Raw genomic sequence first — 23,600 nt, 5'->3', positions numbered from 1 at the left:
CTTGGCGGCGGCGAGATCAGCGCAAGCGCTGTGCGGGCCTTCGCGCTTAGGCACCAGACGCTAGGCCGCGTTGTCCGGCGCGACCAGGCCGGCGGCGGTGGCAAGCCAGACCAGGTGCGCGTCGGTGCGCGCGCCGATCTTCGATTTGATCTGGTAGTGATAATTCTGCACGGTCTTTGTGCTCAGATTGAGCGACGTCGCGATCTGCTCCGTGGTCCAGCCTGACGCCACCAGCCGCAGGATTTCCGTTTCGCGCGGCCCGAGATCTTCCACCACCGACCGTTCGTTGCCGAGCCGCTCGCTGGCGATTTCGCGCGCGATGTCTTCGCTCAATGCGCGTCCGCCGCGGGCGACGGTGGCGATGGCGCGCACCAGTTCGTGCGGCGCGCTGCTCTTTGTGATGTAGCCGCAGGCGCCAGCCTCGAACGCTTTCAGAGCGAACGCGGCGCTCGCATGCATGGTGAACACCAGCAGGCGCGCGGTGCGATCCCATTGCCGGATATGCCGGATCGCTTCCAGCCCGCCGGGGCCGGGCAGCGACAGATCCATGACCACCACGTCCGGGCGCTCTGCCTGATAGGCGCGATAGGCCGCAGCGGCATCCTCGGCCTCGGCGCTGACGCGAAAACCGGGCTGCCGTTCCAATAGCCGGCGATAGCCTTCGCGCACCACCGGATGGTCATCGACCAGCAGGATGCTGACGGCGGTCATGCCGCCGCCTGTCGTGGCAGCAGCGGAATCACCGCGGCCACGCGGATACCGTGTGCGGCCGGAGCGATCGACAGGCTGCCCCCAAGCGCTGCGATGCGTTCGCGGATGCCGAGTATGCCGTGGCCGGAGGCGGTGTGGGCCTGCGCGGCGTCGCCGCCGCCGTCATCCTCGACGCTGACGGCGACGGCATCGCGGATCTCTTCCCCATGGTTGACGCGGAGATGAACGTGCTGCGGCCGGCCGTGGCGTGCGGCGTTGGTGAGGCACTCCTGCGCGATGCGGTAGATGTTGACGGCGGCTTCTGCGGGGACGGCGGTGAGATCGCCGGTTACGTCGAGATGAAACACGGCGCGCCGCGTTGTGCTCGCATTCCACTGCGCCACCAGTTGCACAAGGCTGGCCTGCAATCCCAGTTCCTCGAGATCCTGCGAGCGCAGCCGCGCCAGCGCGCTGCGCAGCGTCGTCATCATTTGGCCGGTGATGCGGGCGACGGCGCGGGCATCGTCGGCCAGATCGGGACGGGACGGCGTGGCGCCGGTCTCGATGGCTGCGGCGAGCGCCGCGGTGGCGGTGAGGCACTGGCCGAACTCGTCGTGCAGATCGCGCGCCAGTGCGCGGCGTTCTTCTTCCTGTACCTGAAACAGTCGCTTGGTCAGCGCGACGCGTTCGGCAGTGGTGGCCGCGAGACGGCCGGCGAGATCGTTGACGGCGCGGGCGATATGGCTGAATTCGGTGGCGCCAAAAGCGGGCAGGCGATGGCGGTGGTCACCATGTTCGAGGCGGCGCAGGCCGCGTACGATGCTCCGGGCCGGCATCAGCGCATGACCGATCAGGAGGATCGCGAGCAGACTGATGCCCAGCGCCATCGCCGCGGCGATGCTGACCATCACGGTCACCTGCCGCCATGCCTGACGCACGGCGGCGACAGGTTCGACACGGGCTTGCACGGTGCCGGCGTCGCGCTGCCGTACGGTAAGCGGCCGCGTCTCCGTGGCATGTGGCCCGAACAGCGCGCCGTAGAGACTGACGAACCATGATGGCGCCGGGCTGCCGATGTCTTCGGTCTGGCTGCACAGGTCGAACGGCGGCGCGCTGCCGAGCCGGAAGTCAATGCACACGCCTGGCGCGATCACCTTCATGGTGGCAATGGATTTCCAGTCCGGCAGCGGCAGCAGTGCATCGCGGTAAGTGCCGTCGCGCCACAGCAATTCGCGCCAGTACAGGTTCTGCAGGGTTGTCGCGACGCGGTCGGCGGAGGCGGCGGTGTCGGCCTCGATGGTGCGGTGCGCATCGACCAGAATCCATCCGATCGTACAGGCCAGACAGAGCAGCACCACGGCGACGAGACGAAGAACGAGATGTATCAGCAGGCGCATGATCGCATTCCCCGCGGTGAGACACTGATATTAAAGCGGCACGCACCGCGGTCTGGCAAGCGGTTCTGCATCGTTTGGGCAATTTGCCCGGTATGTCGCGGGTGCGATGCCCTTGGAGGCTCAGTCATACAGGCGGCAGATTGAAGCCAACCGCCGATCGTGATCGGTGAAACAACCAGCAGGAGGGACATGTGGTGAGCCGGCATCATCTCGATCCGGCGGATCGCGCGCCGCTGCTGCACTGGTTGATCTTTACCGGGCTCTGCCTGTTCGCCGCGGTTCTGCTTTGGCACTATGGCCTGGTGCGGCAGATGCTTGCCGTCGATCGCACCTATATCTCGTCAGTGATCGTCCTGCTCTATTTCGGTGCGTCGCTGCATTGCCTGTGGCGCCTGATCGCAGTGTCGCGCGAAGCCGACGCGGCGCGGGGTGCAGCGGAGCTATTCGCGGAGGGCGGCCAACGCATCGTCGTGGCCGGCGACGGTGTCGCGATCGACGGCGTCGGTGCGTTACCAAAAGGCTTGATGGCGTCGCATATCCGCGACCTCGCCGTGAAGTCCGCACTGCAAAGCGGTCGGCAGCTCGACCAGACGCTGCTGCTGCGTCGTCTCGCCGGAAATTTGCGCGGCTCGAACGGCTTCGGCGGCTTTGCCGGTGACACGCTGATGAAACTCGGCCTGATCGGCACGATAGTTGGCTTCATCATGATGCTGGCGCCGATCGCTGGCCTCGACACCGGCAATCAGGGCGCCATCAAGGCCTCCATGAACCTGATGAGCGAGGGCATGGCGGTGGCGATGTATACCACGCTGGCGGGGCTGATCGGTTCGATCCTGATCCGCATCCAGTATTACATGCTGGAGGATGCGACCGCCAAACTGTTCGCCTTTGCCGTCGGCGTCATCGACGTCCACGCCGTGTCGCTGCTCGAACGTGAAGCGGAGCATGCGAAGTGATCGACGAGTTTGAATTCTCTGGCAAGGAAGCACCGTTCGATCCGCTCGGCGTCATGCTGTTCAAGGCGCTGCAGGTGATCGCCTTCCTGTTCTTCATCGCGCTGCTGGCGATCAAGACCAAAGACGACGAAGGCAAGGTCGATCCCAAGCTGGAATTCATAATCACGGTGAGCTGGCCCGACAAACACCCGGACGACATCGACATGTTCGTGCAGGATCCGCTCGGCAACATTGTATGGTACCGGCGGCGCGAGACCGGCTTCATGGTGCTCGACCGCGATGACCGCGGCGGGCTCAACGATTTCATCATGGTCAACGGCCAGAAGGTGCTCTCGCCGATCCGCCAGGAGATCGTCAGCCTGCGCGGCATCGTGGCCGGCGAGTACATCGTCAACATCTACCATTTCGCCGCGCTGACCGGACAGCCAGTGCCAGTGACGGTCAAGGTCGAGAAGCTGAATCCGAAAGTACAGGTGGTGCACTACGACACCGTCAATGTCGATCATGGCGGCGCCGAGACCACCGCGGTGCGCTTCATCATGGACAAGACCGGCAACGTTACCGAGGTCAATCACGACCAGACATCGCTCGTGCAGATGCTGAACAAGCGGTACAGGGAGCGCAAGGCCGGATGAAGCGATGAGCCTGCAAACCAGCATTATCGGTCTGTCGCTCGGCTACGTGCTACTCGGCCTGTTGCTGTTGCTGGCGGTGGTGCGGACGCGGCTGCCGTGGCCGGTGAAGGCCGGCGCGGTGGCGGTGACTTCGGCGTTTTACGTGCTGGTGTTCTTCCGCACCCAGGGCCTGCTAGGCTGGTCGGCGGACGATCCGCTGCCGCCGAACTTCCAGTTGTTGTGGGTGCGCAGCGTCGAGCCCAACATCGCCCAGGGCGAGCCCGGTGCCATCCACATGTGGGTCGAGGCCCTCGACGACGACAATCTCCCGAGCGGGGCGCCGCGGGCCTATCGGCGGCCTTACTCCACTGCGCTCGCGCGCAAGGCCGAGCGTGCGCGCACCGAGATCGCCGCGGGTCATCCGCAAGGCGGGCGTGCCGCGCAATTCGGATCCGGCGAGGGCGAGTTGCCACCTGGTGGCCCGCCAGGTGCGCTGTTCGCCAGCGGGGAGCCGGGTGGCGATCCGTCCGGCGGTGGCCTGCTGGACCCCGCTTTCATGCGCGGCGACTCCCAGTCCATCACATTCGCCCCGCTGCCCGTGCCCGTCCTGCCAGCCAAAGATGTGCCGTAGCGGCGATGGCCGGCGCGAAGGTTAGCTCCGCGCAGCTCCGCTTGGGGTGGCGGTCGGATCTCGTCATTCCGGGGCGCGCGTCGCCGGCGAAGCCGGCAGAGCGCGAACCCGGAATCCCGGAATGTTTTGCGCAAAGCACGCCGGGATTCCGGGTTCGTCTGCGCGAAGGTGCGCAGCCGCCCCGGAATGACAGTTTGGGGTTGGAAAGGCGCCAAACATTTTTTCCTATCTCCCGTTGACACCATCCCCATCAGGTTTATATTCCCCATCGTCCTGCCCCACCGAGAGGGGCGATCGCGATCGTCACGTTCGCGGGGTGGGATGCGGTGGACGCCGGAGATGCGGCGTCACGCGGTTCATGGGTGACGTCTGTCTTCGGGCAGGACGGATCTGCGCCAGGACTGCCACTGGCAAGGACACGGCCGACCTTGAGATGGAAAGAGCCTTGGACAGTGTGACGGACGACCAAATCGAAACGCGTTCGGCCAAGTGCTTTGCGGCTACCCTGTCCCTCCGCCCTGGGACATTAATTTTGGTGATGGGACCGTTCGCCATGGCAGATGTGCAAGCAACCGAAAAAACACCGCATGCGGAACGCCGGGCAATCGCTCGGCGCCTCCGAAAGTCCTGATGCACACTAACCTGCGGAAGACCGCATTCGCATCAGGCCCAAGGGTGCAACGGGCACCCGGCGTTCCGCACGCCCTCTCACAAGAGGGTGGGAATGCAAGCGACGACGGCGCCCCCGCGCCGCAAACAATGGGGGTGATGACGCATGTCTGAAGAGCAGTGGCTGTTTGGCAGTTGAATCTGAACTAGCGTGACGCGCGCACGCTCAAACCAAACGCCGTCATGCCCGGCGAATGCCGGGTATCCACGCCTTGGCCGCGGAGAAAGGCGTGGATGGCCGGAACATCTAGCGAAGCTCACTTCGCGCTATCCGGCCATGACGACGGAGAGGGTTAAGCAAGATCGTGGGATGGAGTGAGCGCAGGCGCATCGCGCAGACGCTCACCCCACATCCTACGATCAACGCAATCACGACGAGGGCGTTTACCGCAGCCCGCTGAGCTGCGTCGTCAGTCGATCCATCGCATTGCCGACATCGCGCCATTGCGCGAGCCAGCTACGCGGAAAGCGGAAGATGAGATCGGCGCCGCCGATGCGGCGTTCGCTCATGCACATGCCTTCCGTGGCACCGTCGCGCGTGCAGCGCGCCACCAGCGCTGGCGTCGTGCCGAGAAACAGATCTTCATTGCTGTAGGACGAGTTGTCGCGGAATGGCTGCGTGGTCAGCCCGTCTTCGCTTGATGTCGCACGGTCGATATAGCGCGGATAGATCGTGCGCAGGCGGGTGTCCGGCGAGGTCGCATCGTGATGCGCCGAGATCGAGACGAAGATGCGATCGATCGGCTGCGCGTTCTCATCGAAATTCTCGACGCTGACATGCCTCGGCAGGTTGCTCGCTTCCAGCGATGGATAGACATAGCTCAGATCGACGCGTTCCTGCGGCCCTGAATGTTTCTGCACCTTGCGGCGAAACGCATGGGTCGGGACGTTGAACAGTGTGGCGCCCACGCTCACCGGGATGCGGTCGGGATCGCCGGGCTTCTGGCTCTGCCAGGTCGGCCACAACAGATAGGCCACCACTGCGATAGCGGGGGCTGCAAGCGCTGCACCGATCAGCATCGGTACGACGTGGTTGCGGCGGTGGCGGCGCCGCGGCCGCGTCGTCGGGTGGGTCGGAAACAGCAGAGACATGCGCACGCTAAATTGGAACTGGGACGGTGTACCGGGTGGGCGAATCAACCGCGAATATGCCAGCCGATGGTTAACGGCCTCGCGCGCCTCGCCGCAGGCGGTATCCGGGAGCCATGCACCGCACGCGGTTCCCGACCGTGCCGTTAACCCTTTATTAACGTTGTGCTGGCGGGGAGCTTCGCATTTTGCGATGCAGGGCGGTGTTTGTATGTGCCGTGAAAGAGCTTCGATGTCCCCCGATGCGTTGAATTCATTCTTCCAGCTATGCATTGGCTTCGCGCTCGCAGGCGCCATTGCAAGCGCCTATCAGGCCTTTGCCAAACGTCCCCCGAGCTTCAGCCTGCTCCAGCAGGGGCCGTCCCCTGAAGCCTTCGCAGCCGTGCCGCTGCTGGTCTTCACGGCGCCCTTCATCATCATGCGCAACACCCTGCGCAACGGCGCGGCCGAGCAGCATCGCGTTCAGTTCGTGATGATCGCGACAGTGCTGTCGGGCATCTGGAGCCTGATGTCCGGCACCTTCATCGTGATGACCCTGGAAGCGCTGGGCATACTGGCCTAAGCGCAAGAATCCGTGGCAGTGTCTCCCGCAAAGGGAGACCACTAAATCATGGCAATCTACGAACTCGACGGGCAGGGACCGGATCTTCCGGCTAGCGGAAATTACTTCATCGCCGACACGGCCGATGTGATCGGCAAGATTCGTTTGCTGGAGCAGGCGAGTGTCTGGTTCGGCGCGGTGCTGCGCGGCGACAACGAATGGATCGAGATCGGTGAAGGCTCCAATGTGCAGGACAACTGCACGTGCCATACCGACAAGGGCTTTCCCCTGACCATCGGCAAGAACTGCACCGTCGGCCACAACGTCATCCTGCACGGCTGCACCATCGAGGATGGCGCGCTGATCGGCATGGGCTCGATCGTGATGAACGGCGCAAAAATTGGCAAGAACAGCATCGTGGGCGCCGGCTCGGTGATCACCGAGGGCAAGGAATTTCCGGAGAATTCGCTGATCATCGGATCGCCGGCGCGCGTCATTCGCACGCTGTCGCCGGAGCAGGTGACGGCTATGGGCAGCGCGGCGCGGTTCTACGCGGCAAACGGCCCGCGCTTCCAGAAAGGTCTCAAGAAGATCGGCTAGAGCGTTTTCGAGCGAAGCGGGTACCGGGTCGCATCAAGAAAACGCGTCAACAAAAGGCCAGAGCCTCGGTTCTGATTTTAAGATCCGAAAAGGCTCTCGTTGTGATCGTGCTGCGCGCGATCACGTCCCTTCGGACTCATTGGCTTCTGTTTCGCCGGCCACGCGCTCGTGGCCGGCGCTCCATAGCGAATGCTCCTCGGTGCCGTCCTGATAGGGATTGGCCTCGGCAGGAATGCCCTCGCTGGCGGCACGCTCGCCTTCCTCAAATGGATCTTTTTGCGGATCGTTTGGCATGGGCCTTCTTCCTTGCTGGACGTGACGAGGCGGGGCGCATCGCAGTGTTGCGGCTTGATGCCGATGATGGACCGGTGGCTTTCACGCTCTTGCGGAGCGCATCCTTGAGATCGATCGGAACGCCGTGCTTCTTCAGGAGGTCGGCGAAAGCTTCATCGGCAAGTTCTTGCGCCGTCGCCATGCGGTCGCGGCCGAGCTGGATGAGCTTGTCGAGGGTCTCGTCGTCGAAGTCGATCAGCTTGCGCATGACATCTGCTAACTGAGGCCCGGCTTGCGCCAGCGCGATCGCTTGCGCGTCGGGTCGAATACTTTCTCCTGATGGCGATGCAGTGCCTGTGCAACGCCGAGCCGCGCGAAACTGATGGGGCCGCCGTAGTCGGCCGCCTCGATCAGGCAATGCATCGCAGTCTGCCACTCCTTTGCATCGTGTTCAGATGGTGACAGCTGTGTGATGTAAGCGCCGGCGTCGCGCAGCGACACCAGCGTGTTGCCGTCGGGCAATTCGATCGGTTCGCGAAACGGCTTGTCCCAGGACACGCAGGCTTCTCCTCGGCAATGTCAGGGATTCAAGCCGCCGGCGCCAAATTCGTTCCCGCAACGGAACCCGTTTCCGCTGGTCTCGTTGAACGCCAAAGGAGATTTCCAATGGCGCATTCCTCGAAACTCATCGCGGCTGCAACGGCTACCGTCCTGTTGTCTTCAGTCGCGGCGTTCGCCCAATCCGGCAGTGCAGGTGGCGGCGCGACCGGTGGCGCTGCGGGTACCAATAGTGCAGGCACGGCGAATGCGAGCGGTGGACGCGCCGCGACCGGGATCACGGCAGGCGCGAGCGGGACCGGACAGGCGTCGCCCGATGGCAAGCCGGCGACAGGCGATGCAGCAGTCGATGCGCAGGATCGTGCCGTCGATCGCAAGGTGAAGAGCATCTGCAAGGGTTGCTAGCGCAGCTTTGCGAGACAGGCGTTCAGCAACACACCGTAACCGACAGTCGCGAACAAGTGACGGCTATTGATCGTAGCACCGTGGCGGTTCGCGAACGAAAGAGCTACCTATTTGACTGGGCGGCGCTGTAAGTGACCCGTGACGGAGTGTAGTTGATGTTACGCAAATTGGTGTTTGGTCTGTTGACCCTTGCCGCAGTCGCGCTGGTCGCGCCGACAGCCGCATCGGCGCGCGGTGGCGGCGGGCATGGTGGCGGCGGATTCCACGGCGGTGGATTCCATGGTGGTGGTGGCTGGCATGGCGGCGGCCCCGGCCGTGGATTTCGCGGTGCTGGAATAGGATTGGGATTTGGCCTCGCCGGCGCCGGCCTTTATGGCGGTTACTACGGCTACGGCCCCTATGCGTATTACGGTGGGTACCCCTACGCTTATGGCGGTTATGATGACGATGGCGGATGTTACATAACGCGTAAGCGCGTACGGACACCGGCTGGATATCGGGTGCGTCGTGTCGAGGTTTGTGACTGATTGGCCTTGAGCGACGCCACCTGATTACCTCGTCGGCTCCAGCATAGCTGTGCTGGAGCCACATCATGGCTGGTCAGATTGTCTGGTACGCGTTTTGCAAAATCGAAACGATGACCATGACCCTCGACATTGCCAGTCTCACGCTACTGTTTGTCACCACCGTCTTTGCGCTGGTGATGGCTTTCGTCTGGATGTTCTGTGAGTTCGAGCGCCGGTTCGGGAAGCGGTTGACAGCGATTGCACTCGTCCGCTTCGGCTATCGGCCCGACGGCACCATCGACCGAAACGCAAACCGCCGCGACTAGCGCGGCGATTTTTTGTCGGTTCGGGTTTCTCAGACAGCAGTCCGGGATCAGCCCAGCACTTTGTACTTTGTCAGCCAGGCCTGCATCTGCTTCCACGCGTCGTCGGCCGTTTCCTGTCGGAGGCTGCGTGGCCACCACCTCAAAAAGTTGCGCCCGAACCTTGGGGGAGGTTCGGGCGCGCGCGATCCGGTCTGGGACGGGGAGGGGTGGGGATGTGACCGGGTCGCGTGTCTCGAATTCGTGTTGTTTAGCGATCCCGCGCGCTGGCCGTAGCCACTGCAGGACGGTTGTCGCCGAGCGAGACCCACACATTCGGATCGCTCTGTGACTGGCGTTTGACGAAGCGGTAGCCGGTCTCGGTCCAGGCGAGGACGTTCTCATTCTGGTTGTCCAGAACGTATTCGCCCTTGTCCGTCTTCACCGTGAGTACGGCGTGGCCTTCGCCCTTCTTGTCACGCACCACGGTGATCAGCAGCGCCTCACGTGGCCAGCCTGCTTCGATCAGCATCTTGCGCTTCAGGAGTACATAGTCTTCGCAGTCACCGTAACCGTCTGATGGCAGCGACCACTTTTCGATCACGCCCCAATGATCCATGTCGGTCATTGGCTTGATGGTCTCGTTGACCCAGCGATTGACCCGCACCAGATCCTTCCACGCAGTCTGCGTGATGACGATGTCACGTGCTTGCGTCGCACCGCCGCGGCAGTCGGCCGGATTGTCTGAACAGAATTCGACCCAGCCGATCGGTGCGCGTGTGCTGTCGCCCAGGCTTGCGTAGAGTTTTTCGTTGCCGGCACGTGCCGACGAAGTCACTCCAAGAAGGACTGCTAAAACGGCCAGTCCGAAGTATCGCCCCTTGTTACCAAACATTGTGGCCCCCGTTTTCTTGTTGGGACCATGTTTCGCACAAAGGATTTTCGTCGCCGCTAAATCGCTCAAGTACAATTGAAGCGATTACAAGTAAAAGGCGCGGCGAATTCGAACTATACTTGAATCGAATGTGATTCAAATTTTAGCTAATTGTATTTGATTCAAATTTTACGCGTTAATGGCTTGAATGCTGCAATTCAGGAACTTGCGTGCGCAAAGCGGCGTGAAATTAACCCCTCGCGCCCGCGTGCAGATGACGCGCAACGGTATCCGCTGACGCATATAGCGCCTTCAGGACATTGAAAAACGAGGATCGGGGGCGTTCGGCCGTTTACCGGGCGTTGACGCTGTCTTCGAGCGTCTCTGCCAACTGCTCGTGGAAGAACTCCAGCGCGAAGCCTTCTTCGAGATGGCGGACCACGCGGGACTGGATTCGGCCGAGCATGACAATCGAGTTCAGCGGCGGACGCTTCTCTGCCGCAATAGCGGCGCCGGACAGCGACAGGTCGATAATGCGGCCGTTCATCTGGACGCCATCCTCGAGGGTGAGGAGCACCATCGGATTGCGCGGCACGATACGGTCGTGGCGGCGGTCTTCCGGCAGATTGAGAATGTCGCGGTTGGCCAGCCAGGTCAGCTGGGCTGCCAGTTTGTCGCGTTTGCGCGGTGTCGCACCCACGGTCATGGCGAAGCCGTTGTCGATGATCCGGGTGATTTTACCTTCGACACGGCCGATATGATCGAGATAGGCGATGACGCGGTCGCCCACATTGCCGATGCCGGGACCGAGCAGCGCGAGGCCGCCGGGCGACATATTGATGACCTGACACGGAAACTCGCGGCGATCCGGCAGCATATAGCGGCCAAGCAGGTGCACTTTCACCCGCTGAAAGCGACGGCGTTCTTCTGCAGACGGAAGAATCGATTTTGTTTGCGCGAACGCCATCAGTGTCGTGCCGGTCATGCTGGTCGAGTTTCGACCGACCCTACGGCCCGTAGGGTTAACGCCGCGTTAGCAAATACCGAACTGGCGCAACCAGTTGGCGTGATTGTTCTGCGCGACACTTATACTTATAATGAGCAGCGTATGTAGAAGGCTGCTCAGCGCAGCCCTTCATAGACCATCAGGCCGCGGGCAACCTGCAGTTTGCGCAGGGCGCGCGGCGCAAAGCGCTGCGGCTGGTGGGCGAGATAGCGGAACGACGTCAGCTGGAATGCGCCGAGCCGGCCGCGGACTTCATACATGGGCGCCAGCAGGCCGGTCAGGCTGATAGGGGAATGCGCGCGCGTCGCGAATGGCAGCAACAGCAGTTCCAGATGCGCCTTCTGACCGAATTCGGTCATTGCGGTCACGCCAGCAACGGCGACGAGTTGCTCCTCGGATACGACGGTGATCATGTCCCGGATCTCGTCGCGACACTCGGGGGCGAACAGCAACGGAAACGGCTGGTTCTTCAGGTCGCGGCCCAGCAGGGCACAAACTCTTGTGCCGGCCACGCGGAACGGGAATTCGACGGGCTGGTCATAGGACAGCACGAAGATATCGCCGAGCAATTCGCGCACGGGGCCGGGTTCCAGCTCGCTCCGATCGGGAGCGCGTGCAAAACCGCGTTTGTCGTCCCAATAGGCGAAGAACGCGCGGCTGGATGGATGTTTCATTCGCCTGATCCTGACCCGGCTTGCAGTGGATCGGGGACATTTCTGTCCCGAATCCATCCATCGCTCGCCGCTACATGTTGTGCAGATCAGTCATTGCAGCGTCCATGCCGAAGGCGCGTTTTCCACCGCGTTCGGGCGGGTATCCGCCGTTAAGGTTAAGTTTACTATGATTGTTAGGATCTCATTAACCGTCCGGTTTCGGAGCGGGTGGACCGGTTCGCCGTTAACTCTAAGTTAAGCATGCGCTTGGCAACGCGGGGATTGCCGGTAGTCTCCTGCTCACTCCAGAGCGGAGCGGACTGTCTCCAGCAGTTCGTGACGCGCTTCGATAAACAGGTGGCTGAAAACAGAATTGGTCATCACGCGGGGAGGGGTGGGGATGTCGGCTTGTCCGGCACACCGGGACATCCATCCGCGGGAAAAGATCAAGACGGACCCGGGGAGAGCCTTTCTCAGAGGCTCTCCCTTTTCTTTTCGGGTGGGTTTGCTGCCCCGCGGCGATCCCGAGCTTGCGTGGTACCGGCAAAGCCGACTATCTGGAGCATCGCTCGCCAGAGCCGCTGACAGGCCGTTATCCCCTTGGACACCTTGGATTCCCCCGCTCCCCCGCGCGAACCGATCCTGACCCTGCCGGGTGCCCTGACGGCCTATGTCGGGTTGCTTGCCGTGATCCACATTATCCGCATGTTGCTGCCGGTGGATCTGGAATACTGGACCATTGAGGTCTTCGGTTTCATTCCGAAGCGCTACGACCAGACGCTGCTGTCGATGCCTTTTCCCGGCGGCAATGGCGCCAAAGTATGGAGTTTCGTCACTTACTCCCTGTTGCACGCCAATCTCAGCCATATCGGCTTCAACGTGTTGTGGCTGCTGCCGTTCGGCAGCGCGCTGGCGCGGCGCTTCGGCGCGGTCCGCTTCTTCATCTTCATGGCGGTGACGGCTGTGGCTGGTGCCGCCGCGCATCTGGTTACCCATGAACACGCACTCGCACCGATGATCGGCGCCTCGGCTTCGGTCTCCGGCGCCATGGCCGCGGCCATCCGTTTTGCCTTCGTGCGCGGCAGCTTCCTGTCGTTCAACCGCGGCGATGCCGATGAAGCGGCACGTGTGCCGGCGCTTCCTTTGTTGCGTTCGTTGCGCGATCCGCGCGTGATCGGATTTCTGGCGGTCTGGTTCGGCGTCAATATCATCTTCGGTGTCGGCTCGATTGCGATCGGCGCGGAAGGGGCGAGCGTTGCGTGGCAGGCGCATATCGGCGGCTTCTTCGCCGGGCTGCTGCTGTTCTCGCTGTTCGATCCTATTCCGAGGTTGCAACGCACGGGTTCGCAAACATCGTCTCCGGACATCTCCGACCTGCATTAAGCGCGTACCGGCTTCTTGCGAGGCCGACGCATTTGATCCATCTTATGTATTCGACAGGTGACTCACGTTGGCAGGTTCGGCCCTTGAGGTCGATCCCGTTCCCGGCGCGAACGGTGTTTCAGTGCGATCACCACATCTGAACGACTGTTGAACTGCGCTGTTACACTGCATCTGTCTGACGACCCTAGAATGAAAGACCGCGCCCGACAAAGGGCATGGTCGACTTAGGAGGCGACAATGACGGTACGTGCAATTCTCGATTCCAAAGGCCACCAGATCATCAGCGTCTCGCCGAACGATAAGGTCTCGTCGGTGGTGCAGATGCTGTCACAGCGAAGAATAGGTGCCGTGCTGGTGATGAGCCATCACCACATCGATGGTATCCTGTCTGAGCGTGATATCGTGCGGGTGATCGGAGAACGCGGCGCCTCGGCGCTGGATGAAGACGTGAGCGCCGTAATGACGCGCAAGGTCATTGGCTGCAAACCGGCCGATACGGTCGGTGCAATCATGGAAAAGATGACGACCGGAAAATTCAGGCATCTGCCCGTTATCGAGGACGAGAAGGTCGTTGGTCTGATCTCGATCGGTGACGTCGTCAAATTTCGCTTGCGCGAATTCGAACGCGAACAGGAAGCGCTGCGCGAATATATTGCGACGGCCTGAGCCCGCCGCGCTCAACTCTGCGAAGTGGTCGGCTTCTGCGCAACGACGGGCGCAGGTGAGTTTGCCACTTCGGGGGCGAGGATCTCGATCGCCTCTTGAATGGACTCGACGGCGCGTTCTGCAGCACGCGCGCCGAGCGTGATCATTTCTTCGGCGCGGTGGAAATCAAACCAGCCGATGCGGCCAACGCGCGGTGCGATCAGGAGATCCGGCGGATCGCCGGCAAGGCGCGCGCGGGTGATGCGATCCTGCATGATGTTGAAGGCATCGACCATTACGGTAGAGATGCCCGGTCGTCCGCCGCCACCGAAGAATTCGCGTTTCATGGTGCGCTCGGCCGAGAAGAACTTGCTGAAACCGCGCTTGGGCTCTTCGACTTCGATGATGGGCTCGGCCATTTCAGGTCCCGTGCCATGGTCGAAAATCGTGGTCGAATGGCCAAACACGTCATTGCTGAGATTGGCTGCGATGACAATCTCAGCGCCCAGCGCGCGCGCCGCCGATACCGGCACCGGATTGACCAGCGCGCCGTCGACCAGCCAGCGATCGCCGACCAGAACCGGAGAGAAGATGCCCGGCAGCGCATAGGACGCGCGCATTGCATCGACCAGGCGACCATGAGTCAGCCAGATTTCATGACCGGTGCGAACTTCAGTGGCGACGCTGGCGAATTTCAGCGGGAGATCTTCGATCAGTGTATGGCCCAGCGACGCTTCGAGCTGTGCGGCCAGCTTGTTGCCGCCGATCAGGCCTGAGCCGTTCAGGCGAATGTCGAGATAGCTGAGAATATTGCGGGGCTGCAGACTGCGCGCCCATTCCTCGAGCGTATCGAGGTGGCCGGCGGCGTAGGATCCGCCAACTACGGCACCGATCGAGGTGCCCACCACGACGTTCGGGACGATGCCATGGGCGAGCAAAGTGCGGAGGATCCCGATATGGGCGAAACCGCGCGCCGCACCGCCGCCCAGCGCCAGACCGATGATCGGACGTCGAACGCTTCCCAAACCAGGCTTGTCGCGACCGTTCGCGCCATTCTGGCCGCGCCCCATCAAAATCTCCAGCACACAAAGCTCCTCGACACAGCCGATATTAAATGCAGCTGCGCCATCATTCCAGACGGTAGCTAATTCATGATTTATGTCGCGTTTGCGAGGTTTAGGCACCAAATGTGACTGCAGAGCGACCCGTTACCGCACGGTGCACCGGTTCCTGGGGGCCTCACGCGATTGTGGGTCTGGCGGCGAGACATCCGCGTCAAGGCTTGAATTTGTCGCGTTTTAGGTGAAAAGCATGACCATGACTGCACGGGGCCATGATTTGCGAACATCCGGCCGGAGCGGACGGCTGGCCATGGTGCTGGCCCTCGCTCTGCTGCAGGCTGTTGCCTTGCCCCGGATAGCGTCCGCACAGTTCTTTTCGGACCGCCCGGCACCGGTTCCGCCGGGCTCGATCCCGGATGTCCCATCGGGGCCGGCCATCAGCCTCGCGCCGCCGTCCGGTCCTGCTTCCACCCCCCTGTTGCCGGCACCGCTGACGCAACCGCCGGTGGCCAATGTCGCACCGCCCGTGCCATCGCCGGTCCAGGCTGCTCCAACGGGCCCCGCACAGGGCGTGCTGGCGCTGACGGCGCGCTACGGCAAGGATATGCCGGTCATCAATAGCGGGCTGGTCTGGCGGGTCTATTCGGATCGACCGGACGAGACTGGTGCCTTCAAGCTGATCCGCGAGGATCGCGGCGCCACGCCCAATATCGTGCTGCCGCCGGGCAGCTATGTGGTCCATGTGGCGCTGGGCCTTGTGAGCGCCGTTCGTCCGGTGACCATCAAGTCCGAGACCGATCGTGAAGCGTTCGTGCTGCCCGCAGGCGGATTGCGGATCGAGGGCCGCGTCGGCACCACGAAGATTCCGCAGAACCAGATCTCGTTCTCGATCTACAAGGGCAGCCAGTTCGAAGGCGGCGAGCGCACGCCACTGCTGCCGAGCGTTCCCGCCGGCGATGTCGTGCTGCTGCAGGAAGGCACCTACTACATCATCTCGAATTACGGCGACGCCAATTCGGTGGTGCGCTCCGACATCCGCGTGCAGGCGAGCAAGCTCACCGACGTGACCATCACGCATCGTGCGGCAGTCATCACCATGAAGCTGGTGAGCGACAAGGGCGGCGAGGCCCTGGCCAACACCGCATGGTCGGTGATCACGCCGGCCGGCGACGTCATCAAGGAATCGATCGGCGCCTTCCCGCGCGTCACACTGGCGGAAGGCGAGTACCGCGCGATCGCCAAGAACGAAGGCAAGGTGTTCGAGCGCCCCTTCAACGTCGTGAACGGCGTCGACGGCGAGATCGAAGTCGTCGCGCGCTAACTGCTGCTCGCAAGCTACTCAACAATCTTCCAGAACAAAGATCTCGTTGCAGACAACACGCTTCAAACGCGAATGAATTGTCATGCGCGTGTCATGGTCCTGAATCGCCAACTAACCATCGTGCCAGTTTATCGCGTTACAACACGTCGTTGCCGTGCGCGGCCGCGGAACGTTTACATGACGTTAATCCCCATAGCCCGAATAGCAAGTATCGCTACAAGTGTTCCGAAGGGGATGTCGTGACCGCGGCCAGACAGTTATCCGGAAGCCCGGACGTCAAGTTGTTCGACGACATTCCCGCCTTGCAACGCAAATGGCGGGCGGCCGTTCGTCCCGGCCAGATTCTGCCCGGCTATGAAGAAGTAATGCTCGGCAGTCTTGGCCGGATGGCCGATCACATCGTCCTGCTGAAGGTCGAAGGTGAGACGCTCGAAGTGTCACGCAGCGGCCGCTATGTGCAACAGTGGTTGGGTGACGATCGCTGGGGCATTCCGCTCGACGTGCTGGCACCTGATTGCGTGCGTGCGCTAACGGAAGCCGCAAACTGCGCGTTGCAGGCCAACAGGCCGCATCTGATGGTGGCGCATTGCGTGCGTGACGGTCTCGTCCACACCTATGACATTCTGGCGCTGCCGACAGCGTCACGCTGGGGTGGCCGGTTGGTCGGCGTCTATGTCAACGAGCAGGGCACCCGTTACAATCTGGTCGATGCGATCTTCTCGTCGACGGACGAAGGCATCGTGTCGCTTGCGGCAATCCGGGATTCCGCAAGCCAGGCTTTTGACTTCCAGATCGTGCATCATAATCAGGGCGCTTCGCGCCTGCTGAAAGTATCACCTACCGACCTTCAGTGGCGCAAGCTGAGTGCAGGCGGCCACGCATTGTCGCTGCCGAGCGTGACGAAATGGCTGCTGTCCATGATCGCCAATGGCCAGAGCGGTCAGCTTGAAATCGACAGCGATGATCGCAACCTTCGGCTCAGCGCCACCGCTTTTGGCGACCTGGTGTCGCTGACTGTGTCTGACGTCACCGACATTAAGCGCCGCGAGGCCTCGTTCCGGCTGCTGTTCGACAGCAATCCGATGCCGATGTGGGTGTTCGATGCCGAGACGATGGATTTTCTCAGCGTCAATGACGCGGCTGTCGCGCATTACGGATACGATCGCGCCACTTTCCTGCGCATGCAACTCAAGGAAATCTGGCCGCGCGATGAATGGGAGCTCCACACGCGTGCGCTGATGCAGCTCGGAGATATCTATCAGTCGGATCGCAACTGGCGCCACCTGAAGGCCGACGGAAGCGAGATCGAGGTGCTGACCTATGGCCGCCGCGTGATGTTCGAAGGCCGCGACGGCTTCCTCGTGGCTGTCGTCGACATTACCGAGCGTCGCAAGGCCGAGGCGCGTGTGGCGCATATGGCGCATCACGATGCGCTGACGGATTTGCCGAATCGTGTTTTTTATCAGGAGCGTCTGGCCCAGGCGCTGGATCACGACAATCCGACCAAACATGTCGCGGTTCTCTGCATTGATCTCGATCTGTTCAAGAACGTGAATGACTCATTCGGTCATCCGATGGGCGATCGGCTGCTGAAGATGGTCGCCGCGCGAATGCGCGCCGAGGTCCGTGGCAACAATCTCGCAGCCCGGCTCGGCGGCGACGAATTTGCCGTGGTGCTGGCAGCCGATATCACGCCGAACGAAGCCAACGATTTTGCCGCGCGGCTGATCGAGATCATCAGCGCGCCCTATGACATGAACGGCGTCGAGGTTGTGATCGGCGCCAGCATCGGTATCGCCATGTCACCTGGCGATGGCGATACCAGCGAAGAGCTGATGCGCAATGCCGACATGGCATTGTATCGGGCCAAGTCCGAAGGTGGCGGTGTGCATCGCTTCTTCGAGCGCGAGATGGATCGTCAGGCGCAGAAGCGCCGCGACATGGAGCTCGATCTGCGTAGCGCTTTCGCTGATGGTGACTTTGAATTGCACTACCAGCCGCTGGTCGATCTGGCCGCCGATCGCATCACTGGATTCGAAGCGCTGCTGCGCTGGAAACATCCCGAGAAGGGCATGATCTCGCCGGCGGATTTCATCCCGGTCGCCGAGGATATCGGCCTCATCGTCACGCTCGGCGAGTGGGTGCTGCGCAAGGCCTGCGCCGAAGCTGCCAAGTGGCCGGACGATATCAAGGTCGCGGTCAATCTCTCGCCGGTGCAGTTCCGCAGCCGCAACCTGGTGCAGGTCGTGGTCGCTGCGCTGGCCTATTCCGGCCTGTCGCCGCATCGTCTTGAGCTGGAAATCACCGAGTCAGTCTTTCTTGCAGAAACCGAGGCCAACCTGGCTATCCTGCATCAGCTACGCGCGCTGGGCGTCCGCATCTCGATGGACGATTTCGGCACCGGCTATTCCAGCCTGAGCTATCTGCGGAGTTTTCCGTTCGACAAGATCAAGATCGATCGGTCATTCGTGAAGGATCTGATCGAGCGGCCGGATTGCGTTGCCATCGTGCGCGCGATCTCCGGGCTTGGTCGCAGCATGAACATCACCACGACGGCTGAGGGCGTCGAGACGATCGATCAGCTGGACTGGCTGCGCGCGGAAGGCTGCAACGAGGTGCAGGGTTTTCTGTTCAGCCCCGCCAAGCCAGCTTCGGAAATCGAGAACCTGCTGCGCCGGTTCGGCAGCCAGGCGTCCCAGGCCGCGTGAATCCGGTTCAGAACCGGGTCACGACGTCCTTGAGTTCCGGCCGCGGCCGGTCCTCGATCACCTTGTCGGGTTTGCCGCCGATATGGATGAAGCCGGCCAGTTTTTCATTGGCGGCGAGGCCGAGGCCTTCGAGCACGTCGCGGTCATAGACCATCCAGCCGGTCAGCCAGTTGGCGCCATAACCCATGGCTGTGGCGGCCGACACAATATTCAAGCAGCTCGCACCTGCGGACAGTTCCTGCTCCCATGGCGGAATCTTCGGATGCGGCTTGATGATGCTCACCACGCCGATCACCAGCGGCGCTTCCGTCAGCTTGTGTTTCTGCGCCTCGATCTCCTCGACAGGTGCATCGGGATTCTTCCGTGCGAACACGGTGGCGATGACGTTGCCCGCGCGTTTGCGGGCGTCACCCTCGAAAATGATGAAGCGCCATGGCGCCAGCTTGCCGTGGTCCGGCACGCGTGCCCCAATGGTCAGGATGGTTTCGAGTTCGGCGGATGAGGGGCCGGAGCCGGTCATTTCGCGCGGCTTGACGGAGCGGCGGGTCTTCAGGAAGTCGATGATGTCGGGCACGGGCAGTTCTCACAGATGAGGATGCAAAGAATTTGCAGGAATTGAATGACCGCTTACCACGCGAAAAGGCCCGCCACGAGGCGGGCCCTGCTGATTTAGACGGATTGTGACCGTGCATCCGCTCAGCTAACCGTTTTGTGCTCCGGCATCTTGGAGGCACGGTCCAGCAGATCACGGCCCAGATCCTCCAGCACGGCCCGCGAGGCCAGATAGAGGCTATGGCCACGCTCAGTCTCGAATGCCAGCGCGACCACGTCCGGCCGGTTGGGATCGGCGATCAGCTGATAGGACCGAAGCGGATAGGCTTCGATCTCGATCTCTTCATCGTCGCTCATCGGCTCAGCCCTCCGCCAGTGCGCGCTTCACGTCGGGCGGTGTCGCCTCATCGACCAGTGCGGCGAGGGCTTCCTCGAGCGAACTGACCTTCTGGCCGTCGCTGCCGAGGCGGCGCACCGAGACCTGGCCGGTTTCGGCTTCCTTCTTGCCGACCACGAGCAGGGCAGGGATCTTGGCCAGCGAGTGTTCGCGGACCTTGTAGTTGATCTTTTCGTTGCGCAGATCGATCTCGACGCGGAGGCCAGCCTTGCGCGCGGCTGCGGCGACGACCTTGGCATATTCGTCGCCTTCCGAGGTGATCGTGGTGACCACCACCTGTACCGGCGACAGCCAGAGCGGGAAGTTGCCGGCGAAGTGCTCGATCAGGATACCGATGAAGCGCTCCATCGAACCGCAGATCGCGCGATGCACCATCACCGGCGCCTTCTTCGATCCGTCGGCGTCGATATAGAACGCACCGAAACGCTCCGGCAGGTTGAAGTCGACCTGCGTAGTGCCACACTGCCAGTCGCGGCCGATGGCGTCGCGCAGCACGTATTCGAACTTCGGTCCGTAGAACGCGCCTTCGCCGGGGCTGATCTCGGTCTTGATGCGACCGCCGGACTGGCTTTCGATCACCGACAGCACGGTGGCCATCACGCGCTCGGCGTGATCCCACATCTCGTCGGTGCCGACCCGCTTCTCCGGCCGGGTCGACAGCTTGACCACGATGTCGCCGAAGCCGAAGTCGGAATAGGTCGACAGGATCAGGTCGTTGATCTTGAGACATTCGTCGGCGAGTTGGGCCTCGGTGCAGAACACATGGGCGTCGTCCTGGGTGAAGCCGCGCACGCGCATCAAGCCGTGCATGGCGCCCGATGGCTCATAGCGATGCACCACGCCAAACTCGGCAAGGCGCAGCGGCAGGTCGCGATAGCTCTTCAACCCGTGCTTGAAGATCTGCACATGGCCGGGGCAGTTCATCGGCTTCAATGCGAACCAGCGCTTGTCCTCGGCCTCATCGCCAGCGGATTGCGCTGCGAACATGTTCTCGCGGTACCATTCCCAGTGGCCTGAGGTCTCCCACAGGACCTTGTCGAGGATCTGCGGCGCATTGACTTCGCTGTAGTCGCCATTGAGGCGACGCCGCATATAGGCGATCAGCGCTTGGAAGATGGTCCAGCCCTTGGGGTGCCAGAACACGACGCCCGGGCCTTCTTCCTGGAAGTGGAAGAGGTCGAGTTCGCGACCCAGTTTACGGTGGTCGCGCTTCTCCGCTTCCTCGATCTGCTTGAGGTACGCGTCAAGGTCTTCCTGTTTGGCGAAGGCCGTGCCGTAGATCCGCGTCAGCATCGGATTGTTGCTGTCGCCACGCCAATAGGCGCCGGCCACCTTCATCAGTTTGAAGGCGTTGCCGACCTTGCCGACCGACGTCATATGCGGGCCGCGGCAGAGGTCGAACCAGTCGCCCTGGTAGTAGATCTTGATCGGCTCGTTGCCGGGAATGGCGTCGACCAGCTCGACCTTGAAGGCTTCGCCCTTGTCGCGGAATACCTGCTTGGTCTTCTCGCGATCCCAGACGTCCTTGGTGAACGGTTTGTCGCGCGCGACGATCTCGCGCATCTTCTTCTCAATCGCGCCGAAGTCCTCGGGCGTGAATGGCTCGTTGCGGAAGAAGTCGTAATAGAAACCGTTCTCGATCACCGGACCGATGGTCACCTGGGTGCCCGGCCACAGCGTCTGCACGGCTTCGGCCAGCACATGCGCCGCGTCATGCCGGATCAGCTCCAGCGCGCGGGGGTCGTCGCGGTTGATGAAATCGATCTTGGCGTCGGCGTCGATCGGATCGGAGAGATCCGAGACGGTGCCGTCCAGCGCCATTGCGACGGTACGCTTGGCCAGCGACGGCGAGATGCCCTTGGCAATCTCGAAACCGGTCGTGCCCCTGGCGAATTCGCGCTTGGCGCCGTCAGGGAATGTAACGGTGATATTGTTGGTTTCGGCGGGGGTGAGGTTGGCGAGGCCGAACTTGAATCCCGAGCCTTCATTCTCTGTCATGTCTTCTCTCCTGTGGCTCACTCCTGCACACGGGCGCAGGTAAGCGGACGAGCGGTATAGCAGCCGATTCGGGCGTTGCAACACCAGTCTGGCTGATCTGATTTGCACGCTTGGCTTGCAGGTTTGACTTGCATGCAGTTGCATCCATAAGATGCGATATCTTGACAGTCTCCCGCCCTTACGCGCCCACCGCACTCATGATTGGCAATTTCGTCACCGGCATCGGCCTGCTGGGGCCGACGGCGATGCTTGGCGAGCTGTCGGCGGGGCTGGGTGTCACGATCCGCGAAGCCGGGCTTTTGATCACCTTCGGCGCAGTGATGCTGTGCATCTGCTCGCCCCTGATGTCGTGGCTGACCAGCCGGATCGAGCGGCGGCACATGTTGATCGGCGTCATCGCGGTCGTGGCCGTGTGCAATCTCGCTTCGGCCCTTGCGCCCAGTTATGCGGTGCTGCTCGCGATCCGCCTGGTGATGTGCATCGCTGCGGCACCGTATACTCCGCAGGCGGAAGGCGTGGTCGGCATGCTGGTGCCGCCGGAGAAGCGGGGCAGCAGCGTCGCTTACGTCTTTCTCGGCTGGACCCTCGCCGCTGCGGTCGGTCTGCCGCTGGTGACGTTCATCGCCAGCCGCTTCGGCTGGCGCGAGGTCTATGGCTGCGTCGGCGTAATGAGTTGCATCAGTCTCGTGTTGCTGGTGTGGCGGATTCCGCGCGGGCTGTTCGGCGCGCCTGTGGATCTCAGCACATGGTCGTCGCTGGCGCGCAACCGGCTCGTGCTGTTGTTGCTGTCGATCACCATGCTGCAGATCGCCGGGCAGTTCTCGATCTTCACCTTCATGGCGCCGCTGCTCGAACGTCTCGCGGGCGCAGGGCACGATGCAGCGGCATCCGTCTTCGCGATCTACGGCGTCTGCGGTTTTCTCGGCATCATGACGGCGACGCGGATCGTCGATAGCTGGGGGCCGCTGAGAACCTCCATTCTATCGACATCGCTGGTGTTGGCCGGCATGACGGTCTGGACGCTCGGCGCAGGCCTGCTGCCGGTGATGGCGCTCGGCGTCGCAATCTGGGGGCTCGGCTTCGGCGCCATCACGTCGATGCAGCAGGTCCGCTTGATCATGGCGGCACCGTCGGCCGGAGCGGCGTCGGTCTCGCTCAATACATCGATGCTCTATGTCGGCCAGGCGATTGGATCGGGCATCGGTGGCGCGCTGTTCGCCGGCGGATACTTCCACGCGTCGGGGTTTGTCGCCATGGGTTTCCTGACGACGGCACTGGTGGCCATCGCGTTCAGCCGTAAAATGTCCGGACGTGTCGCTTAGTCGCAGATGCGGGTCAGTTGCGCCTTGAACGGCACGCCGGGCAATTGCAGCGCACTGCCTTCGAAATCGAGCAGGTCGCCATTGACGCGGCCGGTCAATGCCAGTGTGACACCTTCAAAGCCGAACACCGACTTGAAGCTCTGATCCGGGTTGTAGCGTTTCGATGACACCTTGACAGAGATAGTCTCGCCTCTGTTTTGATAGTTGCCCATGAAGGCGAAAGCGGAGTTGCCGCCGCGCAGCTTTCCGCCGATTGCATAGACGACGCCGGTCCCGGTGCCATGAATAGTATGAAAATGTACTTCGTATAGGCCGTCTTCCACCTGAGTGCCCCGGGCAGTGATGTTAAGTGAAGATGAATTTGGCGAGATGAAGTGGCGGCACCCTATGGTATCAAATGTTATTCAACAATCCCACCAGTAGGCATTTTGTAAAAATAGCTTTGATAA

The 23,600-nt window shown here is 62.0% G+C and carries 27 protein-coding genes; 13 read left to right on the top strand and 14 right to left on the bottom strand.

Translation table 11 applies throughout. The features are described from left to right. Positions 1-60 precede the first annotated feature (60 nt). Positions 61-711 carry a response regulator gene (locus AB8B20_RS08640; protein ID WP_439072272.1) on the bottom strand — a complete coding sequence of 217 codons (651 nt, stop codon included), beginning with the start codon at positions 709-711 and terminating at the stop codon, positions 61-63. Beyond that, positions 708-2,087 carry a histidine kinase gene (locus AB8B20_RS08635; protein ID WP_439072271.1) on the bottom strand — a complete coding sequence of 460 codons (1,380 nt, stop codon included), beginning with the start codon at positions 2,085-2,087 and terminating at the stop codon, positions 708-710. Before AB8B20_RS08635 ends, AB8B20_RS08640 begins: the two co-directional genes overlap by 4 nt. A 194-nt stretch (positions 2,088-2,281) precedes the next feature. Here AB8B20_RS08635 and AB8B20_RS08630 point away from each other — a divergent pair, with 194 nt between their 5' ends. The 3 genes from AB8B20_RS08630 to AB8B20_RS08620 are packed head-to-tail and all read left to right on the top strand — an operon-like array spanning position 2,282 to position 4,288. Continuing rightward, complete coding sequence (locus AB8B20_RS08630; protein ID WP_231080120.1) at positions 2,282-3,043, top strand: MotA/TolQ/ExbB proton channel family protein; 762 nt, start codon at positions 2,282-2,284, stop codon at positions 3,041-3,043. Next, complete coding sequence (locus AB8B20_RS08625; protein ID WP_439072270.1) at positions 3,040-3,678, top strand: hypothetical protein; 639 nt, start codon at positions 3,040-3,042, stop codon at positions 3,676-3,678. The genes AB8B20_RS08630 and AB8B20_RS08625 overlap by 4 nt, the downstream gene beginning before the upstream one ends. A gap of 4 nt (positions 3,679-3,682) precedes the next feature. Next, the gene (locus AB8B20_RS08620; RefSeq protein WP_089264920.1) at positions 3,683-4,288 is read left to right on the top strand and encodes a hypothetical protein; all 606 of its coding nucleotides are present in this window, start codon (positions 3,683-3,685) and stop codon (positions 4,286-4,288) included. A 1,053-nt stretch (positions 4,289-5,341) separates the two neighbouring features. On the opposite strand, the gene AB8B20_RS08615 is transcribed toward AB8B20_RS08620, so the two are convergent. Further along, positions 5,342-6,049, bottom strand: a complete 708-nt coding sequence (locus AB8B20_RS08615) for a hypothetical protein (RefSeq protein ID WP_439072269.1) — start codon at positions 6,047-6,049, stop codon at positions 5,342-5,344. Between the two features lie 229 nt (positions 6,050-6,278). On the opposite strand from AB8B20_RS08615, the gene AB8B20_RS08610 reads away from it, so the two are divergent. Together AB8B20_RS08610 and AB8B20_RS08605 are read left to right on the top strand one after the other, a co-directional pair. Further along, complete coding sequence (locus tag AB8B20_RS08610) at positions 6,279-6,608, top strand: DUF6949 family protein (RefSeq protein ID WP_089264917.1); 330 nt, start codon at positions 6,279-6,281, stop codon at positions 6,606-6,608. Between the two features lie 48 nt (positions 6,609-6,656). Further along, complete coding sequence (locus AB8B20_RS08605; RefSeq protein WP_089264916.1) at positions 6,657-7,187, top strand: gamma carbonic anhydrase family protein; 531 nt, start codon at positions 6,657-6,659, stop codon at positions 7,185-7,187. A gap of 120 nt (positions 7,188-7,307) precedes the next feature. Here the strand turns inward: AB8B20_RS08605 and AB8B20_RS08600 are convergent, their stop codons facing one another. The 3 genes from AB8B20_RS08600 to AB8B20_RS08590 are packed head-to-tail and all read right to left on the bottom strand — an operon-like array spanning position 7,308 to position 8,018. Then, positions 7,308-7,481 (bottom strand): hypothetical protein, encoded by a 174-nt coding sequence (locus AB8B20_RS08600; protein ID WP_170849843.1) that lies wholly within the window; start codon positions 7,479-7,481, stop codon positions 7,308-7,310. Further along, positions 7,450-7,728, bottom strand: coding sequence for a hypothetical protein (locus AB8B20_RS08595; RefSeq protein ID WP_439072268.1), 279 nt, complete (start codon positions 7,726-7,728; stop codon positions 7,450-7,452). Before AB8B20_RS08595 ends, AB8B20_RS08600 begins: the two co-directional genes overlap by 32 nt. An 8-nt stretch (positions 7,729-7,736) precedes the next feature. Then, positions 7,737-8,018, bottom strand: a complete 282-nt coding sequence (locus AB8B20_RS08590) for a hypothetical protein (protein ID WP_093762019.1) — start codon at positions 8,016-8,018, stop codon at positions 7,737-7,739. Positions 8,019-8,126: 108 nt separating this feature from the next. Here AB8B20_RS08590 and AB8B20_RS08585 point away from each other — a divergent pair, with 108 nt between their 5' ends. The 3 genes from AB8B20_RS08585 (at position 8,127) to AB8B20_RS08575 (ending at position 9,255) form a co-directional block, all read left to right on the top strand. Next, positions 8,127-8,423: a hypothetical protein gene (locus AB8B20_RS08585; RefSeq protein ID WP_175365517.1), complete on the top strand. Its 297-nt coding sequence runs from the start codon at positions 8,127-8,129 to the stop codon at positions 8,421-8,423. Between the two features lie 155 nt (positions 8,424-8,578). After that, complete coding sequence (locus tag AB8B20_RS08580) at positions 8,579-8,950, top strand: hypothetical protein (protein ID WP_439072267.1); 372 nt, start codon at positions 8,579-8,581, stop codon at positions 8,948-8,950. Positions 8,951-9,015: 65 nt separating this feature from the next. Then, positions 9,016-9,255 (top strand): hypothetical protein, encoded by a 240-nt coding sequence (locus AB8B20_RS08575; protein ID WP_439064307.1) that lies wholly within the window; start codon positions 9,016-9,018, stop codon positions 9,253-9,255. Between the two features lie 247 nt (positions 9,256-9,502). Here AB8B20_RS08575 and AB8B20_RS08570 read toward each other — a convergent pair whose 3' ends face one another. The 3 genes from AB8B20_RS08570 to AB8B20_RS08560 all read right to left on the bottom strand — a co-directional run bounded on the left by AB8B20_RS08570 (position 9,503) and on the right by AB8B20_RS08560 (position 11,785). After that, positions 9,503-10,126: a transglutaminase-like cysteine peptidase gene (locus AB8B20_RS08570; RefSeq protein ID WP_089264910.1), complete on the bottom strand. Its 624-nt coding sequence runs from the start codon at positions 10,124-10,126 to the stop codon at positions 9,503-9,505. Between the two features lie 331 nt (positions 10,127-10,457). Next, positions 10,458-11,072 carry a PilZ domain-containing protein gene (locus AB8B20_RS08565; protein ID WP_093762168.1) on the bottom strand — a complete coding sequence of 205 codons (615 nt, stop codon included), beginning with the start codon at positions 11,070-11,072 and terminating at the stop codon, positions 10,458-10,460. A 155-nt stretch (positions 11,073-11,227) separates the two neighbouring features. After that, positions 11,228-11,785 carry a PAS domain-containing protein gene (locus tag AB8B20_RS08560; protein WP_089264908.1) on the bottom strand — a complete coding sequence of 186 codons (558 nt, stop codon included), beginning with the start codon at positions 11,783-11,785 and terminating at the stop codon, positions 11,228-11,230. 588 nt (positions 11,786-12,373) lie between these two features. On the opposite strand from AB8B20_RS08560, the gene AB8B20_RS08555 reads away from it, so the two are divergent. Together AB8B20_RS08555 and AB8B20_RS08550 are read left to right on the top strand one after the other, a co-directional pair. Further along, positions 12,374-13,147, top strand: coding sequence for a rhomboid family intramembrane serine protease (locus AB8B20_RS08555; protein ID WP_231080204.1), 774 nt, complete (start codon positions 12,374-12,376; stop codon positions 13,145-13,147). Positions 13,148-13,384: 237 nt separating this feature from the next. Beyond that, positions 13,385-13,813 (top strand): CBS domain-containing protein, encoded by a 429-nt coding sequence (locus AB8B20_RS08550; RefSeq protein ID WP_093762031.1) that lies wholly within the window; start codon positions 13,385-13,387, stop codon positions 13,811-13,813. 11 nt (positions 13,814-13,824) lie between these two features. Here the strand turns inward: AB8B20_RS08550 and AB8B20_RS08545 are convergent, their stop codons facing one another. Next, the gene (locus AB8B20_RS08545; protein ID WP_170849844.1) at positions 13,825-14,877 is read right to left on the bottom strand and encodes a patatin-like phospholipase family protein; all 1,053 of its coding nucleotides are present in this window, start codon (positions 14,875-14,877) and stop codon (positions 13,825-13,827) included. Positions 14,878-15,103: 226 nt separating this feature from the next. On the opposite strand from AB8B20_RS08545, the gene AB8B20_RS08540 reads away from it, so the two are divergent. Together AB8B20_RS08540 and AB8B20_RS08535 are read left to right on the top strand one after the other, a co-directional pair. Next, a complete protein-coding gene (locus AB8B20_RS08540) occupies positions 15,104-16,174 on the top strand; it encodes a hypothetical protein (RefSeq protein WP_439072266.1) in 1,071 nt (356 codons plus the stop codon). 239 nt (positions 16,175-16,413) lie between these two features. After that, complete coding sequence (locus AB8B20_RS08535; protein WP_439072265.1) at positions 16,414-18,882, top strand: putative bifunctional diguanylate cyclase/phosphodiesterase; 2,469 nt, start codon at positions 16,414-16,416, stop codon at positions 18,880-18,882. A 7-nt stretch (positions 18,883-18,889) separates the two neighbouring features. Here AB8B20_RS08535 and AB8B20_RS08530 read toward each other — a convergent pair whose 3' ends face one another. The 3 genes from AB8B20_RS08530 to thrS form a co-directional block, all read right to left on the bottom strand. After that, the gene (locus AB8B20_RS08530; RefSeq protein WP_439072264.1) at positions 18,890-19,456 is read right to left on the bottom strand and encodes a nitroreductase family protein; all 567 of its coding nucleotides are present in this window, start codon (positions 19,454-19,456) and stop codon (positions 18,890-18,892) included. Between the two features lie 122 nt (positions 19,457-19,578). Beyond that, positions 19,579-19,791: a hypothetical protein gene (locus tag AB8B20_RS08525; RefSeq protein ID WP_068731927.1), complete on the bottom strand. Its 213-nt coding sequence runs from the start codon at positions 19,789-19,791 to the stop codon at positions 19,579-19,581. Positions 19,792-19,795: 4 nt separating this feature from the next. Then, positions 19,796-21,829 (bottom strand): threonine--tRNA ligase, encoded by a 2,034-nt coding sequence (gene thrS / locus AB8B20_RS08520; RefSeq protein ID WP_439072263.1) that lies wholly within the window; start codon positions 21,827-21,829, stop codon positions 19,796-19,798. 197 nt (positions 21,830-22,026) lie between these two features. Between thrS and AB8B20_RS08515 the strand changes: the two genes are divergently transcribed. Continuing rightward, complete coding sequence (locus AB8B20_RS08515; protein ID WP_439073045.1) at positions 22,027-23,151, top strand: MFS transporter; 1,125 nt, start codon at positions 22,027-22,029, stop codon at positions 23,149-23,151. Here AB8B20_RS08515 and AB8B20_RS08510 read toward each other — a convergent pair. After that, the gene (locus tag AB8B20_RS08510) at positions 23,148-23,474 is read right to left on the bottom strand and encodes a GrlR family regulatory protein (protein ID WP_093762042.1); all 327 of its coding nucleotides are present in this window, start codon (positions 23,472-23,474) and stop codon (positions 23,148-23,150) included. The two genes, AB8B20_RS08515 and AB8B20_RS08510, sit on opposite strands and share 4 nt — an antisense overlap. Positions 23,475-23,600 lie beyond the last annotated feature (126 nt).

Origin of the sequence: Tardiphaga sp. 866_E4_N1_4, from assembly GCF_052076075.1 — a bacterium.
GTDB classification, from domain to species: Bacteria; Pseudomonadota; Alphaproteobacteria; order Rhizobiales; family Xanthobacteraceae; genus Tardiphaga; species Tardiphaga robiniae.
Note: the sequence above shows the minus strand (reverse complement) of the source record. Positions and strands in the feature narration are given on the sequence as shown.

Excerpts from the sequence above, each read along its gene's own strand:
- AB8B20_RS08640 (WP_439072272.1), bottom strand. The coding sequence starts at position 711 with ATGACCGCCGTCAGCATCCTGCTGGTCGATGACCATCCGGTGGTGCGC.
- AB8B20_RS08635 (WP_439072271.1), bottom strand. The coding sequence starts at position 2,087 with ATGCGCCTGCTGATACATCTCGTTCTTCGTCTCGTCGCCGTGGTGCTG.
- AB8B20_RS08620 (WP_089264920.1), top strand. The coding sequence starts at position 3,683 with ATGAGCCTGCAAACCAGCATTATCGGTCTGTCGCTCGGCTACGTGCTA.
- AB8B20_RS08615 (WP_439072269.1), bottom strand. The coding sequence starts at position 6,049 with ATGTCTCTGCTGTTTCCGACCCACCCGACGACGCGGCCGCGGCGCCGC.
- AB8B20_RS08610 (WP_089264917.1), top strand. The coding sequence starts at position 6,279 with ATGTCCCCCGATGCGTTGAATTCATTCTTCCAGCTATGCATTGGCTTC.
- AB8B20_RS08605 (WP_089264916.1), top strand. The coding sequence starts at position 6,657 with ATGGCAATCTACGAACTCGACGGGCAGGGACCGGATCTTCCGGCTAGC.
- AB8B20_RS08600 (WP_170849843.1), bottom strand. The coding sequence starts at position 7,481 with ATGCCAAACGATCCGCAAAAAGATCCATTTGAGGAAGGCGAGCGTGCC.
- AB8B20_RS08595 (WP_439072268.1), bottom strand. The coding sequence starts at position 7,728 with ATGCGCAAGCTGATCGACTTCGACGACGAGACCCTCGACAAGCTCATC.
- AB8B20_RS08585 (WP_175365517.1), top strand. The coding sequence starts at position 8,127 with ATGGCGCATTCCTCGAAACTCATCGCGGCTGCAACGGCTACCGTCCTG.
- AB8B20_RS08580 (WP_439072267.1), top strand. The coding sequence starts at position 8,579 with ATGTTACGCAAATTGGTGTTTGGTCTGTTGACCCTTGCCGCAGTCGCG.
- AB8B20_RS08575 (WP_439064307.1), top strand. The coding sequence starts at position 9,016 with ATGGCTGGTCAGATTGTCTGGTACGCGTTTTGCAAAATCGAAACGATG.
- AB8B20_RS08570 (WP_089264910.1), bottom strand. The coding sequence starts at position 10,126 with ATGTTTGGTAACAAGGGGCGATACTTCGGACTGGCCGTTTTAGCAGTC.
- AB8B20_RS08565 (WP_093762168.1), bottom strand. The coding sequence starts at position 11,072 with ATGGCGTTCGCGCAAACAAAATCGATTCTTCCGTCTGCAGAAGAACGC.
- AB8B20_RS08560 (WP_089264908.1), bottom strand. The coding sequence starts at position 11,785 with ATGAAACATCCATCCAGCCGCGCGTTCTTCGCCTATTGGGACGACAAA.
- AB8B20_RS08550 (WP_093762031.1), top strand. The coding sequence starts at position 13,385 with ATGACGGTACGTGCAATTCTCGATTCCAAAGGCCACCAGATCATCAGC.
- AB8B20_RS08540 (WP_439072266.1), top strand. The coding sequence starts at position 15,104 with ATGACCATGACTGCACGGGGCCATGATTTGCGAACATCCGGCCGGAGC.
- AB8B20_RS08525 (WP_068731927.1), bottom strand. The coding sequence starts at position 19,791 with ATGAGCGACGATGAAGAGATCGAGATCGAAGCCTATCCGCTTCGGTCC.
- thrS (WP_439072263.1), bottom strand. The coding sequence starts at position 21,829 with ATGACAGAGAATGAAGGCTCGGGATTCAAGTTCGGCCTCGCCAACCTC.
- AB8B20_RS08515 (WP_439073045.1), top strand. The coding sequence starts at position 22,027 with ATGATTGGCAATTTCGTCACCGGCATCGGCCTGCTGGGGCCGACGGCG.